Genomic DNA, 14,392 nt, shown 5'->3' with positions numbered 1-14,392 from the left:
GAGTGATTCGCACAGGATTCAAACCTGTAACCTTCTGATCCGTAGTCAGATGCTCTATTCAGTTGAGCTAGCGAACCGTGTTGCCTTTTACGGCCACCGGTAATGTTGTTGCCGATGTTGAGTGATTCGCACAGGATTCAAACCTGTAACCTTCTGATCCGTAGTCAGATGCTCTATTCAGTTGAGCTAGCGAACCATTTTTGCATGGGATGCTTATCCCGAGGGGATTCTCTTATCCCTTTTTGCGATTGCAAAGGTAGATATATTGTGTGAAATATCCAAATTTTTACAACCAATTTTTTTGATGTCCGGAATTGTCTGAAATATTTTTAATCAGACAATTCCGGTATATCAGTTGTAACGCTCTGTTTGATAGGTGTTAAGCGTTGTGGTTGTAGAGCAATTTTTTCGACAGATATCTGCGTACAGGTGTGTCATACCATCTCATGGCTATCCATGCTTCAAGGATGATTCCGACAAATAATGCCGTACATACCGGCCATGCCTCGGGCAGAGTGATACCGTTGTTCCATACCCAGGCATAGAACATGTACATGACAGGATAGTGTATGATGTATACAGGATAGGATATCTCTCCTAAGAATCCGCACACTTTTCTTGAAAATATATCGGAGGTAGTGCCGCAAGCGCCTATATAAACTATTGCGGGAAATATGAAGAGTGTGCAGATTATGTCGTAAACTCCGTTGACGATGGATGGATTGCCGTCGGTCGACCCGATATATGGACATGACATAAGCACCGTAATCAGTGCCGCACATATCCAGAATGCTCCCCGTATGCGCATAGGTCGGAAATTGCGGGTGAGCATCAGACCGATGCCGAAAGAGAATGACAGACGCAGGAATCCGCCAAGCCATCCCATATCGGCTATAGACCAGCCTACTCCAAGATGATAGGCTCCCGACATGTTTAATAGCGCGCACGCCGCCAGCCCGATTCCTGATATCGCCACAACTGCACGTAGACCGTTTTTCGAAAGGCGGTGTAGAACGACGGCATACATCAGGCTACCGATATATTCAAAAAACAGCGACCATGACGGGCCATTGAGCGGGAACATCTCACCGTTGCCTCTCACATCGGCCGCAGCCCCCGGCAGCACCGGTATCATGAACAAACCAAGTACGAGCGCTACCAATACCCAATGGAACGGCACAGGCGTACCATCCCATTGTACACTCCCCTGAAGCAGGTATGCTGCTGCACCGAGTATGACACTAAGTACAACCATCGGCTGTAGTCTTATCAATCGCCGGAGCATGAAGCGGCCTGTAGTCATTCCGTTGTTTTTCCATCGACGGTCGTAGGCATAGCCTATTACGAATCCTGACAATACGAAGAAGAAGTCTACTGCCAGATATCCGTGGTTCATCATCTGGTCGACAGGAGATGTGGCAAAGCCTTCACCGAAATGGTAAAGTATTACAAGTACTGCGGCTACCCCGCGCAGTCCGTCGAGTATTTCATAGCGGGGTTGTGAGGAGGTCTCCGGCTGTATGGCGGAAGTTGAAGTCATTGATGTGCGGTTGTTTCTGATTAAGTAAGTCGTAAAGTTTTAAAAGTATTCATATACGTAATAATTTTTACGACTTACTTTTGATTGATAATGATTGCGCAAATTTACACCAATATAAGAATTGATTTTTTGATGCAGGACAAAATGTGCAAGTATATTATTCACGTAATGCTCGGATGCGGCTTAGTGTCGCTTGGGTGATGCCGAGATACGAGGCTATGTCGCCGAGTCGTGCACGCCGGCATACCTCGGGAAACTGGTTTGAAAACTCGATATATCTTTCCCGTGCAGGCAGCGTGAGCCGCTCCTTATGTGAACGGTGTATGCGCCGGTACTCGTCCTGATGTATCTTACTCCACCAGTTGCACATACCGATGTCGGTTTCAATCATATTCATAAGACGGGTTATATCTATAGAGTATGCTTTTACCGGGTCGACGGCTTCGACATATTCTTCGCTCGGTAATCCGTAGTATACCTCGTCCATGCTGAACACGATGCTGCCCTCGGTGGAAAACGATGTGGTAAACTCTTCGCCGTCGACGAGCCAATAGCTGCGCGTCATGCCCTCTTCGATGAAGTATGCACGACCGCATTGTGTGTGGGCTCCTACGATAATGCCCCTCCGTGGAAAGTCCTTACGTACAAGTATTTCGGCAAGTTGCCTGAGAGTGGTGTCGCTTACGGGCCATGCATTGCGGATGAATGCTATTATATTAGGTATTTCGGATAATTCAGTCATGAAAAAACGGGTGGAGCATAAGTAAGTCGTAAAAATTATTTTATATTTCCGGCGAGAAGATTTTTGATTGATTTTTCCTCAATGAGGAAGGAGTGTAGCGAGCTACACGACTGACGAAGAGAGGGAACAGCGGAAAAAAGACTCCGCCTGAAATATAAAGTTTTAAAAGTATTCATATACGTAATAATTTTTACGACTTACTTATCTGTTACAAAAATACAATATCATTGGTCGCGATGCAAGAATTATATGAAAGTTGTTATCTTTGTATTTCATAGAAATTGTTTGGATTAGGAGAGTGTCTAAGATATCACCTCATATCTGCCGGATTTTTGTGATATGGATAATAACAAAGGCCTGCAAGTAAACAGTTTCCTGAATAATAAACAAGCTCTAAATTATGAAAATTCAACGGAAAAAGCTGATAGTTCTGGCAGTGTCTGTAATAGTGCTTATTGCTGTAGCCGCATCAATAGTGTGGAGAGCATATGCCGGGGCTAAGTATGACGGTGAGGAGCCATGCTGGGTGTTTATCCCTAAAGGTTGTGATGCCGATTCGGTTTCGGCTATTCTTTCGCGTGACCTCGGCAAATGCGGTCGGCGGGCTGCAACATTATGGCGTCATTATGGAGCATCGCCCTCTGTGGCGCATGGCGCATACAGGATAGAACCGGGAACCCGGTCGTTGGATATATTTAAACGCATATCGCGCGGAGCGCAGACTCCGGTTAAACTGACATTCAATAATGTGCGGCTCCTTCCTCAGTTTGCCGGGCGTATGTCGGCGCGGCTGGAGGCGGATTCGGCGAGCATAATGTCGGCAATCGACAGTGTGCTTTCTGCTAAAGGATACAGGACTGCCGAATACATAGGAGCATTCTTCCCCGATACATACGAGTTTTACTGGACGGCTCCGGCCGGCGATGTTGTGTCTGCGCTTGTAAAGTCGCATGGCCGGTTCTGGACAGAGGAACGCCGTGCAAAGGCGTCGGCTCTTGGTATTACACCGGCCCAGGCGTCGATAATTGCCAGCATAGCCGAGGAGGAGACCAACAGGAAGGATGAGCGTGGTGTCGTGGCGCGGCTTTATCTCAACAGGCTGCAACGCGGCATGCCGCTTCAGGCCGACCCGACTGTGAAGTATGCTGTAGGCGATTTTTCAATAAGGCGTATTACCGGTAAACATCTTGGAGTGGTTTCTCCTTATAATACATATAAGCGCACGGGATTGCCTCCCGGTCCGATACGTATGCCTGAACGGGCTACGATTGACGCCCTGCTCCAGAGTAAGCCGCACGACTATATTTATATGTGTGCGTCGCCTGATTTTTCGGGACGGCATCTGTTTGCCCGCGACCTGGCCACACACAACCGCAATGCCGCGGCATACCATCGCGCTCTGAATCTCCGCAATATTAAATAATACCTACCCATATGGAAGTATTCTCCGACACAACAGGCAATGACCTTGTCCTTTATAAAGAGTATGGCAACAGTTCCGACGCATATATAGCCATGGGTGTGCTCGAGACAAATGGCGTGCCGGCCATTGTCGACAATTCTATCATGGGCACTCTGCTCGGAGGTATTCCGGCTGTAGGTAGCTTCCGTCTGATGGTGCGTCGCAAAGATTTCGAGCTTGCCCGCAGGCTCATGTCGGGCACTGAGCCTGGCGATGATTGAATCGGCAAGTATTGACTTCCTAAATAAAGCACATCGGCTCCGTCGTAATTGCTACGACGGAGCCGATGCGTTGTCTGGATGATTGCCGAATGTCAATCAATACGCATTCCATGGGCGTATCTCTATGTCATCGGGCGAAAGGTGAGTGAACGCGTCGATGAATGCCGATGCCAGGCGAGCATTTGTCAGCAGCGAGATGTTCAGGTCGATAGCCGCGCGGCGTATGCGGTATCCGTTGGTAAGTTCTGTCTCTGTGAGATTCTTGGGCACATTGACAACGAGGTCGACTTCTTTGTTATGGAGAAGTTCGAGTGCCTGGGGCTGCATGTCGGGCTGGCTTGGCCAGTATACCTTCACTGCGGGTATGCCATTGTCGGTAAGGAACTGATGGGTACCGCCGGTGGCATAAAGCCGGTAGCCGTTGTTGTTGAGTTCATGAGCGGCTTCGAGCATGTCGGCTTTCTGCTTGGGTGTACCTGTAGAAAGCAGCACTCCCTTGCCTTTTGACGGTATTCGCAGGCCTACAGAAAGCATCGACTTGAGGATGGCTTCATCAGTGTCGGCTCCGATACATCCTACTTCGCCTGTCGACGACATGTCTACTCCGAGCACCGGGTCGGCACCCTGCAGACGTGAGAAGCTGAACTGGCTTGCCTTTATGCCTACATAGTCGAGGTCGAATGCATTTTTGTGGGGCTTCTCCACCTCCAGTCCGAGCATCACGCGTGTGGCAATGTCGATAAAGTTGAGTTTCAGCACCTTGCTTACAAATGGGAAAGAGCGCGAAGCACGCAGATTACACTCGATGACCTTTATATCATTGTTTTTGGCGAGGAACTGGATATTGAACGGACCTGATATGTTGAGGGCCTTTGCTATCTTCTGGCTTACTTTCTTGATACGCCTGATGGTCTCAACATAGAGCTTCTGGGGCGGGAACTGTATAGTGGCGTCACCGGAGTGTACTCCGGCAAATTCGATATGCTCCGAGATGGCGTATACCTTTATCTCTCCGTTCTGAGCCACGGCGTCCATCTCTATCTCCTTTGCAAACTGTATGAACTCGGTCACGACCACAGGGTGTTCCTGCGACACATTGGCTGCAAGGCGGAGGAAGCGCTGTAGCTCTTCGTTGTTGGAGCATACGTTCATGGCGGCTCCTGACAGTACATAACTCGGACGTACGAGCACAGGGAATCCCACTTCACCGATAAACTCCTCGATGTCGGCAAACGATGTGAGTTCGCGCCAGCGAGGCTGGTCCACGCCGATACGGTCGAGCATGGCCGAGAATTTGTGGCGGTCCTCGGCGTTGTCGATAGATGTCGCGGATGTGCCGAGAATAGGAATTTTTGCGTCGTCGAGGCGAGTGGCCAGGTTGTTGGGTATCTGGCCGCCGACCGAGAGTATTACTCCATGTGGCTGCTCGAGTTCGAGTATGTCCATTACGCGCTCATAGGTGAGCTCGTCGAAGTAAAGGCGGTCGCACATATCGTAGTCTGTCGACACAGTCTCCGGATTATAGTTGATCATGACCGAACGCCATCCCTCGCGCTTGACTGTCATCAGTGCGTTGACCGAGCACCAGTCGAATTCTACCGAACTTCCGATACGATATGCTCCGGAGCCAAGCACGACTATCGAACGGTGGTCATGGAGATAGTTGACATCATCCTCCGAACCGTTGTATGTAAGGTACAGATAGTTGGTCTGTGCCGGATATTCTGCGCCGAGTGTGTCGATTTGCTTTACTACCGGTACGATTCCCGATGCTTTGCGGAAGGCTCTAATCTCGTCGGACGCTTTTATATTGGATGTGATATTGCTCTTGAATATTGCGCGGGCTATCTGGAAATCGCTGAACCCTTGCTCCTTGGCCAGGCGCAGCAGGCCATCGGGCAGGCTATCGGGTGAATTGTAGGCCTCAAGCTCGTCGGCCGTCGCAACGATATTATGCAGCTTGTAGAGGAACCATCTGTCGATTTTTGTAAGCTCGTGTATCTGGTCTACAGTATATCCTTTGCGCATTGCCTTGGATATCACGAATATGCGTTTGTCGGTAGGCTCGCGTAGCGCTTTGTCGATATCATCGATTTTAAGCTCTTTGTTCTCTACAAATCCGTGCATTCCCTGGCCTATCATGCGCAATCCTTTCTGTATGGCTTCTTCGAATGTGCGTCCGATAGCCATTACTTCTCCGACTGATTTCATCGAAGAACCGATTTCGCGCTTCACGCCGTGGAACTTTCCAAGGTCCCAGCGAGGAATCTTTACTACCACATAGTCGAGAGCCGGCTCGAAGAAAGCCGAAGTCACCTTGGTGACTGAATTCTTCAGGTCGAAGAGGCCGTAGCCGAGCCCGAGTTTGGCGGCTACAAATGCAAGCGGATATCCGGTGGCCTTCGATGCAAGGGCCGACGAGCGCGACAGTCGTGCGTTTACTTCGATTACGCGGTAGTCCATTGATGCCGGGTCGAAGGCATACTGTACGTTGCATTCGCCTACGATACCTATGTGGCGTATGATTTTTATGGCGAGTTTGCGCAGGTAGTGGTAGTCCTCGTTGGAAAGTGTCTGCGACGGAGCTACAACGATTGATTCGCCGGTGTGGATTCCGAGCGGGTCGAAGTTCTCCATGTTGCATACGGTAATGCAGTTGTCGAATCGGTCGCGCACTACTTCATATTCGACCTCTTTCCATCCTTTCAGCGACTTCTCGACAAGCACCTGCGGAGCAAAAGACAGGGCTTTCTCCACCAGTTCGACGAGTTCCTGCTCGTTGTCGCAGAATCCGCTTCCGAGACCTCCGAGCGCATAAGCGGCGCGCACGATTACCGGATAGCCGAGTGAGGCTGCCGCTTTCTTGGCATCGTCGACCGAGCCTACAGCTTCGCTTTTTATGGTCTTTACATTAATCTGGTCGAGTTTCTTTACGAACAGTTCACGGTCCTCTGTGTCCATGATGGCTTGCACCGGGGTGCCGAGCACTTTCACACCATATTTTTCGAGTACGCCTGACTGCTGTAGCTCTACTCCGCAGTTCAGGGCAGTCTGTCCGCCAAATGCAAGAAGTATGCCGTCGGGACGTTCTTTCTCTATGACTTTCTCTACAAAATAGGGTGTCACCGGCAGGAAGTAGATTGTGTCGGCAATGCCTTCGGAGGTCTGTACTGTGGCGATATTGGGATTGATGAGCACGGTATGGATTCCCTCCTCTTTCATGGCTTTCAGAGCCTGGGAGCCTGAATAGTCAAATTCGCCGGCCTCGCCGATTTTAAGTGCCCCGCTGCCAAGAAGCAACACTTTTTTAGGGAGAGATATATCTGTATTCTGTATGGTAGCCATTTTGATTAGAGCATATTGATAAATTCATCAAATAGAAATTCCGTATCCTTTGGTCCCGACGATGCTTCGGGGTGGAACTGGGCAGAGAAAAATGGTTTCGACTTGTGGCGGATACCTTCGTTTGTGCCGTCATTCATGTTGATGAAAAGCGGTTCCCAGTCGGAGGGTAGGGTAGAGCTGTCTACTGCGAAACCGTGGTTCTGGGAGGTGATGTAGCATTTGTCGGTTCCGGCACGGCGCACTGGCTGATTGTGGCTGCGGTGTCCGTAGGGGAGTTTGTAGGTGGATGCTCCGGCAGCACGCGCCAGCAGTTGGTTGCCCATGCATATGCCGCATATCGGCTTGCCTGTCTGCATAGCCTTACGGATATTGTCGACTGTGACATCTACCATGTCGGGATTTCCGGGGCCGTTGGATATGAAGAGTCCGTCGTAGGGTATCGACGTGAAGTCATAGTCCCAGGGCACACGTACCACCCTTACTCCTCGGCGGGTAAGACAGCGTATGATGTTGTGCTTTACACCACAGTCTACCAATACCACTGTGCGTGGGCCTTCGCCATGCACCTCGACACCGCGGCAACTTACCTTGGCTACAAGATTTTCCAGATTGGGGTTGTAGAATGGAATGTCGGTGCATCCGTCCACGATTATCTTTCCGAGCATAGAGCCATGCTCGCGCAGGTGTTTTGTCAAGGCTCGGGTGTCGATTCCGTATATTCCCGGTATATTTTCCTCCCGCAGCCATTCCGATAGGCTTCGGTCGGCTTGCCAGTGGGAATGGTCCCACGAATAATCCTGGGCTATTATTGCTTTGGCGTGTATATGATCGCTCTCGTAATATTCGCTGACATCGTCTTTTTCCCTGCGCGGAGGCACACCATAGTTGCCAAGGATGGGGAAAGTAGTTACGAGAATCTGTCCTTCATAGGATGGGTCGGTGAGGCTTTCAGGGTAGCCTGTCATTGCCGTGTTGAACACTACTTCGCCGGCAGTCGAAGCCTCATATCCAAATGATTTGCCATGGAATATGATGCCATCTTCCAGCACGAGTGATGCCTTTTTAATATCGCGCATAGGTTTACATTTTCTTTGATGAAAAATCAAAAGGTTGCAGTAGTTGGCTAAAACCGCGCAAAGTTAAAGAAATAATCTGATAAGATGCGTTTTTTGAAAGGAAATATTGCATTATGGTGGCAAAAATCTTGAGGAAATCTTGCGCCTGCTCTCTATCCTTGAGGAAATATGACTTGCTTTGTCTGTCTATTTATCACATTCACTTTGCTTTTTATTGAAAATTCGCGCATCTTCAATGTGGAATTGATAGGGGCAATAGTGGTCAAGGACTGAATAAATATTAACCCACGTTCCCCGATAAATGCCGACGTCGGGACGCCCGGGCGCCGGGTGTATTTTGTTTGCGATGATGGAGTTTTTGGGGGGCTTGATAGTTGAACAAATCCCAAAGAGATGATGGGAGGTAATTTATCGGTGATGAATTTTTGCATTTGTTTCAATAGTCAGCAAGAGATTGAGTGATTGTAAAATTACCGTTTGTCTCGTATGTCTTGGTCGCTTTTCGCCCTGTTCCTCAGTTGTGTACATAAAGTCACCCCTTCGTCATATGTCGAAAATCGTCTCAAGCCATACGACCCTGGCGACAACATTTATTATTAAAAGAAGCTCTTAAACAGTTTTTTTAATTTTGCATATACAGATATTATGTGTACTTTTGTTATAGTGTTTGCATTCAATCACGTTTAAAATCTTACTTCAATGAATCAGAACAACAATTATTCTAACCCTAACACGGGAGGTCAGTATCCCAATCCTCCCCAGTCCAACGATATGTTTGCTACCGACCGCTACGGCAAGAGCCGCGGTGTGTGTGGGCTTCTGGCTATATTCCTGGGTGGTTTCGGTGTTCAGTATTTCTACCTCGGGAAGACTACCGCAGGTATCATAGCTCTCATAGGCACATGGGTATTGTGTGGCCTTCCGAGTATTCTTTGGCTCATCCAGGGCATTCTTATGTTGGTGATGACGCCTGAGGACTTCGAGCGCAAATATGAGGCAACCGCCTCCACTTTCCCGTTGTTCTAACTTAATAACCCCGGCGGTTGGTTTATAGCCATGAATGGGCCGCCGGGGTATACTTTATAGTGGATGTTAATTCCGTTATCGATATGCAACATATCGTTTTTTTGACGTATATTGATATTGTGCGATTAATGTAATCCATTCATGGGTGCGTAGCTCCGCCGTCGATGCTTTTACGTCGACATAAGGCGGGGCTACGTGTCATTTGTGCGAGTTCTTTTGGACGTTTGTGCTGTATTCAGATTGTCGGCGGCGTTTTTTCGACCATTTATGCCGATTTTCTTAAAAAAAATGTGCAAATTTGCGCATTAAAACTTTTTTAACAGCCTAATGATGGAATTCTCAGCCAATCAGATTGCGTCACTTGTCGGTGGTACAGTAGAGGGCGACGGCAATGTAGCCGTTTCTACATTCGCTAAAATCGAGGAGGGACATAGAGGTGCACTTTCGTTCTTAGCTAATCCGAAATATTCCCATTATATATACGATACGCAAAGCTCTATTGTGCTTGTGCGTCGCGATTTTGTCGCCGAGCGTCCTATAGAAGCCACGCTTATAAGAGTCGACGATCCATATGCCACCATAGCCCAGCTGTTGCAGATGGTAGCAGCCATGACTGCACCGCATCCTTCAGGCATTGAACAGCCGTCATTTGTTGGCGAAGGCGTAGAAATGGCGGAGGATGTATATATCGGAGCTTTTGCCTATGTGTCGGCCGGCGCGAAAATCGGCAAAGGAGTCAAGATATATCCCCAGGTATTTGTCGGCGCCGGTGTCGAAATAGGGGAGGGTACTGTGCTCTATCCCGGAGTGAAGGTCTATCATGGCTGTAAGATTGGTTCGCGCTGTATTGTTCACAGTGGTGCGGTGGTGGGCGCCGATGGATTCGGATTCGCTCCTACCGATGGTGTGTACAACAAGATTCCTCAGCTTGGCAATGTCGTTATCGGTGACGATGTGGAGATTGGCGCCAATACAGCTATTGATCGCGCCGTCATGGGTAGCACCCGTATCGGCAACGGTGTGAAACTTGACAATCTCATACAGGTGGCCCACAACTGCGAGGTCGGTGATAATACGGTGATGGCATCTCAGAGTGGTATCGCCGGGTCGACAAAAGTAGGCCGTGGGTGTATGGTAGGAGGTCAGGTAGGATTTGCCGGACATCTGCATATAGGCGACAATGTACAGATTGGAGCGCAGTCGGGAATAAGCAAGAGCACACCTGATGGTGCCCGCATTATGGGTTATCCGGCGGTGGAATATGGCGAATTCGCCCGTCAGACCATTAATATCCGCAATCTCTCGGCTCTGTACCGACGTGTAGCGGATATTGAAAAGCGCCTCTCTGACACCGACCGCTGATGACGCGGTGAAATATCGATTAGGAAAATACAGTTAATAAATTATACTCCTCGAAATAAATTCCGAAAATGAAACAGTGTACACTCAACGATTCCTTTAAGGTACATGGCAAAGGGCTTCATACCGGTCTTATGATTGACGCCGAGTTTTGCCCTGCTCCCGAAGGACATGGCTACAAGATACAGCGTACTGACCTCGATGGCGAACCTGTAATTGATGCTGTAGCTGAAAATGTAATCGCTACCCAGCGTGGTACCGTAGTGGCTAAAGGTGATATAAAAATAAGCACCATAGAGCATGCCCTCGCAGCTCTGTATGCGGCAGGCATCGACAACTGTCTGATAAAAGTCAATGCTCCTGAAATCCCTATTCTCGATGGTTCGGCAAAGGAATATTGTGAGAAAATCTCACAAGTCGGCATCAAGGAGCAGGCTATGGAGAAGGACTACTATATTGTACGCCAGAAAATCGAGGTGCGCGATGAGGCAACAGGCGCATCTCTCGTTGTATTGCCCGACGACGACTTCTCTATTGATGTGATGATTGATTTTGACTCTCCGGTGCTCAATAATCAGTATGCCACACTTGACAACCTTGCTGAATTTCCCAAGGAGATTTCCGCAAGCCGCACATTTGTATTCGTGCGTGAGGTAGAGCCGCTGGTCAAGAACAACCTTATAAAGGGTGGCGACCTCGACAATGCCATCGTGATTTACGATAGCCCGATGGAGCAGGCCGAGCTCGACCGTCTGGCCGATCTCATGGGCGTGCCCCACAAGAATGTAAACGAATTCGGATATATCAATAATATACCTCTCACCTGCGACAATGAGCCGGCTCGCCACAAACTCCTTGATGTACTTGGCGATATAGCTCTTATTGGACGTCCTCTGAAAGGCAAGATTATCGCTACTCGCCCCGGACACTCTCTCAACACTGTATTCTCCAAGAAGATTCGCAAAGAAATCAAGCGCCAGGATGTGCAGGCTCCAATCTACAATCCGTCGGCCGAACCTATAATGGATGTAAACCGTATCCGCGAATTGTTGCCCCACCGCTATCCTTTCCTTCTTGTCGATAAGGTAATCGAGGTAGGCGACAGCCATATTGTGGGTCTGAAGAATGTCAGCGGCAACGAGCCGTTCTTCCAGGGACATTTCCCCCAGGAGCCGGTGATGCCCGGTGTGCTTCAGGTCGAGGCTATGGCTCAGACAGGTGGTCTGCTGGTGCTGAGTACTGTGGATGATCCCGAGAAATACTCTACATACTTCATGAAGATTGACAATGTGAAGTTCCGCAACAAGGTTGTCCCCGGAGATACACTTCTGTTCCATGTCAGCTTTATGACTCCGCTGCGCCGTGGTTGCGCTGTGATGAAAGGCTATGCTTTCGTTGGCGATAAGATTGTCACCGAATGCGAATTTATGGCTCAGGTAATCAAAAATAAATAAAAACACACTGACATATGAAACAACCGTTAGCCTATGTGCATCCGGCCGCCAAGATTGCTCCGAGTGTGGTGATTGACCCGTTTGTCACTATCGACCAGAATGTGGAAATCGGAGAAGGCACACGTATCGGCAGCAATGTGACCATCATGGAAGGTGCGCGTATCGGCAAAAACTGTACGATATTCCCCGGCGCTGTAATCGGTGCTGTGCCGCAGGATCTTAAATACAAGGGTGAGGATACTACCGCAATCATTGGCGATAATACCACCATCCGAGAGTTTGTAACCGTCAACCGCGGCACTGCCGCCAAAGGAAAGACCGTAGTCGGCAGCAACTGTCTGATTATGGCTTACTGCCATGTAGCCCACGACTGTGTGGTAGGCGACAATGTCATCATGTCAAATGCCGTGCAGTTGGCCGGCGAGGTGCAGGTCGACAATTATGCCGTAATCGGTGGCGGTGCTCTTGTGCATCAGTTCTGCCATATCGGTCCTCATGTGATGCTTCAGGGCGGAGCCTTGGTCAACAAGGACATCCCTCCGTTTGTAAAGGCCGGTCGCGACCCGATTGCATATGCCGGTGTGAACTCTATCGGTCTGCGTCGACGCAACTTTACCAACGAGCAGATTAGCGAGATTCAGGAAATATACCGCTATCTCTATCTGTCGGGCATGAATTTCTCGGATGCCATTGACCGCATTGAGGCCGAACTTCCCGCCACAAAAGAGCGTGACGAGATTATCCTTTTCGTGCGCAATGCCAAGCGAGGCATCATCCGTGGCTACGTATAAATACCGCATTGATAATATCATGGCTGCCGCTCTTAATATAGTGTCGGCAGCCATGGTCATGCTTGTCCTTTTGGTAGGCGGCATGCCGGCGGCCGCAGAGAATCCTGCGGTATCTCCCGAAATAAGAGGTGTGTGGCTTACTACTAATGGCGGTCTCGACTGGCCGCGTGGCGCAAAAGGTGCCGAGGCCCAGAAAAAGGCTCTTGTAGAGATGCTCGACAGGCTGGAGAAGGCCAATTTCAATCTTGTGCTGTTTCAGGTACAGGCCAACGGCGATGTACTTTGGAAATCGCGTCGGGAACCGGCCATGGAGGCCGTCACAGGCAACGGGAGTGCCGACCTTGATTTTGATGTGTGCCGCTTCGTGATTGACGAGTGTCATAAGCGCCGTATGGAGTGTCATGCATGGATAGTTCCGTTCCGTATGGGGGCGACTTCACATATTGCCCGTTACAAGGACAATGCTGTAAAGCATCCCGGACAATCACGGCGCAAGTATTGTGTGAGCTATCACGGTACACTATGGCTTGACCCGGGAGTTCCTGACAACCGTAAATGGCTTGTGGAACTTTATCGCGAACTTGTGCGCGCTTACGACTTCGACGGACTGAGCCTTGACTACACCCGTTATCCCGGCGCTGACTTCCCCGACAGCCATACACACAAGAGATATGCGCCTAAGCGTATGTCGCTTGCCGAATGGCGTCGTTCCAATCTCAATAGCTTTGTCGCTGAATTGTATGATATGGTCACTGAAGAGCGACCCGACATGATGGTAGGCTCGGCGCCTATCGGCACATATAAGAATGTCGGGAAGTTGCGTAATTCAACTGCTTATGATTCGTTTTATCAGGATCCTGTAGAATGGATTTCTTCAGGGCATCATGATTTTATCGCCCCGCAGATGTATTGGGATGAGAAATTCGGCTATTCTGTCAATCTTGAGACCTGGGCGCGAGAGGTTGCTCATTCAGCTCCTGTAGCTGCCGGCCTTGCCGCTTACAAGATGATGGATGCAGGATGGAGCGATGAAGTGATTGTAGATCAGATAACGAAGGCCAGGAAAATGAACGGTGTGAGCGGAGTTGTCTTTTTCCGTGCCGAGCATGTAGTCGGCAACGATACCAAGGCTAAAAGGCTTTACACCCGTCTTTGCGACAAAATATTTATGTCGCCCGCACCTCTTCCATGGTTTTCCCGTATCACAGAATGACGGATGCACATTGTCTGATAGCATGCCGGTAGATAAAAAAAGTATGCAATTTGTAAGGTCAAAATTTGTGGCTGGAAGTGAAATTGACTAACTTTGACAAGATATTCGGTTCATTGCAGAATCACTAAAACATAATATTATACAATATATAAAAATGGAAGTA

11 protein-coding genes and 2 tRNA genes are annotated in these 14,392 nt (G+C 49.1%); 7 read left to right on the top strand and 6 right to left on the bottom strand.

Translation table 11 applies throughout. The features are described 5' to 3' along the window. Window positions 1-3: 3 nt before the first annotated feature. The 4 genes from K2I50_RS05085 to K2I50_RS05070 all read right to left on the bottom strand — a co-directional run bounded on the left by K2I50_RS05085 (window position 4) and on the right by K2I50_RS05070 (window position 2,264). Window positions 4-77, bottom strand: a tRNA-Arg gene (locus K2I50_RS05085). A gap of 45 nt (window positions 78-122) precedes the next feature. Further along, a tRNA-Arg gene (locus tag K2I50_RS05080) sits at window positions 123-196 on the bottom strand. A 183-nt stretch (window positions 197-379) separates the two neighbouring features. Further along, window positions 380-1,540, bottom strand: a complete 1,161-nt coding sequence (locus K2I50_RS05075) for an acyltransferase family protein (protein WP_301025135.1) — start codon at window positions 1,538-1,540, stop codon at window positions 380-382. 157 nt (window positions 1,541-1,697) lie between these two features. Further along, the gene (locus K2I50_RS05070; protein WP_301025137.1) at window positions 1,698-2,264 is read right to left on the bottom strand and encodes a Crp/Fnr family transcriptional regulator; all 567 of its coding nucleotides are present in this window, start codon (window positions 2,262-2,264) and stop codon (window positions 1,698-1,700) included. A gap of 418 nt (window positions 2,265-2,682) precedes the next feature. On the opposite strand from K2I50_RS05070, the gene mltG reads away from it, so the two are divergent. Further along, a complete protein-coding gene (gene mltG, locus K2I50_RS05065) occupies window positions 2,683-3,705 on the top strand; it encodes an endolytic transglycosylase MltG (protein ID WP_301025134.1) in 1,023 nt (340 codons plus the stop codon). 11 nt (window positions 3,706-3,716) lie between these two features. Continuing rightward, the gene (locus K2I50_RS05060) at window positions 3,717-3,965 is read left to right on the top strand and encodes a putative signal transducing protein (RefSeq protein ID WP_301025133.1); all 249 of its coding nucleotides are present in this window, start codon (window positions 3,717-3,719) and stop codon (window positions 3,963-3,965) included. A 96-nt stretch (window positions 3,966-4,061) separates the two neighbouring features. Here the strand turns inward: K2I50_RS05060 and carB are convergent, their stop codons facing one another. Both carB and carA read right to left on the bottom strand, forming a co-directional pair. Further along, on the bottom strand, window positions 4,062-7,310 hold the full coding sequence (gene carB, locus K2I50_RS05055) for a carbamoyl-phosphate synthase (glutamine-hydrolyzing) large subunit (RefSeq protein WP_301025132.1): 3,249 nt from the start codon (window positions 7,308-7,310) through the stop codon (window positions 4,062-4,064). 5 nt (window positions 7,311-7,315) lie between these two features. After that, the gene (gene carA, locus K2I50_RS05050) at window positions 7,316-8,386 is read right to left on the bottom strand and encodes a glutamine-hydrolyzing carbamoyl-phosphate synthase small subunit (RefSeq protein WP_301025131.1); all 1,071 of its coding nucleotides are present in this window, start codon (window positions 8,384-8,386) and stop codon (window positions 7,316-7,318) included. Between the two features lie 699 nt (window positions 8,387-9,085). On the opposite strand from carA, the gene K2I50_RS05045 reads away from it, so the two are divergent. From K2I50_RS05045 to K2I50_RS05025, 5 genes are all read left to right on the top strand, one after another. Next, entirely contained in the window at window positions 9,086-9,412 is a 327-nt protein-coding gene (locus K2I50_RS05045; RefSeq protein ID WP_301025130.1) for a TM2 domain-containing protein, read from the top strand. Window positions 9,413-9,739: 327 nt separating this feature from the next. Then, window positions 9,740-10,774 (top strand): UDP-3-O-(3-hydroxymyristoyl)glucosamine N-acyltransferase, encoded by a 1,035-nt coding sequence (lpxD, locus tag K2I50_RS05040; RefSeq protein ID WP_367279087.1) that lies wholly within the window; start codon window positions 9,740-9,742, stop codon window positions 10,772-10,774. 68 nt (window positions 10,775-10,842) lie between these two features. After that, window positions 10,843-12,225 carry a bifunctional UDP-3-O-[3-hydroxymyristoyl] N-acetylglucosamine deacetylase/3-hydroxyacyl-ACP dehydratase gene (locus K2I50_RS05035; protein WP_301025129.1) on the top strand — a complete coding sequence of 461 codons (1,383 nt, stop codon included), beginning with the start codon at window positions 10,843-10,845 and terminating at the stop codon, window positions 12,223-12,225. Window positions 12,226-12,239: 14 nt separating this feature from the next. Next, entirely contained in the window at window positions 12,240-13,016 is a 777-nt protein-coding gene (gene lpxA, locus K2I50_RS05030; protein WP_301025128.1) for an acyl-ACP--UDP-N-acetylglucosamine O-acyltransferase, read from the top strand. Next, a complete protein-coding gene (locus tag K2I50_RS05025) occupies window positions 13,003-14,229 on the top strand; it encodes a glycoside hydrolase family 10-like protein (protein WP_301025127.1) in 1,227 nt (408 codons plus the stop codon). The genes lpxA and K2I50_RS05025 overlap by 14 nt, the downstream gene beginning before the upstream one ends. The last annotated feature ends 163 nt before the right edge of the window (window positions 14,230-14,392 follow it).

Source organism: Muribaculum sp. (assembly GCF_029051885.1).
GTDB lineage: Bacteria > Bacteroidota > Bacteroidia > Bacteroidales > Muribaculaceae > Muribaculum.
Note: the sequence above shows the minus strand (reverse complement) of the source record. Positions and strands in the feature narration are given on the sequence as shown.

What these genes read in the sequence shown, in the direction of transcription:
- mltG (WP_301025134.1), top strand. Translation starts at nt 2,683, where the DNA reads ATGAAAATTCAACGGAAAAAGCTGATAGTTCTGGCAGTGTCTGTAATA.
- K2I50_RS05060 (WP_301025133.1), top strand. Translation starts at nt 3,717, where the DNA reads ATGGAAGTATTCTCCGACACAACAGGCAATGACCTTGTCCTTTATAAA.
- lpxD (WP_367279087.1), top strand. Translation starts at nt 9,740, where the DNA reads ATGATGGAATTCTCAGCCAATCAGATTGCGTCACTTGTCGGTGGTACA.
- K2I50_RS05045 (WP_301025130.1), top strand. Translation starts at nt 9,086, where the DNA reads ATGAATCAGAACAACAATTATTCTAACCCTAACACGGGAGGTCAGTAT.
- carA (WP_301025131.1), bottom strand. Translation starts at nt 8,386, where the DNA reads ATGCGCGATATTAAAAAGGCATCACTCGTGCTGGAAGATGGCATCATA.
- lpxA (WP_301025128.1), top strand. Translation starts at nt 12,240, where the DNA reads ATGAAACAACCGTTAGCCTATGTGCATCCGGCCGCCAAGATTGCTCCG.
- K2I50_RS05075 (WP_301025135.1), bottom strand. Translation starts at nt 1,540, where the DNA reads ATGACTTCAACTTCCGCCATACAGCCGGAGACCTCCTCACAACCCCGC.
- carB (WP_301025132.1), bottom strand. Translation starts at nt 7,310, where the DNA reads ATGGCTACCATACAGAATACAGATATATCTCTCCCTAAAAAAGTGTTG.
- K2I50_RS05035 (WP_301025129.1), top strand. Translation starts at nt 10,843, where the DNA reads ATGAAACAGTGTACACTCAACGATTCCTTTAAGGTACATGGCAAAGGG.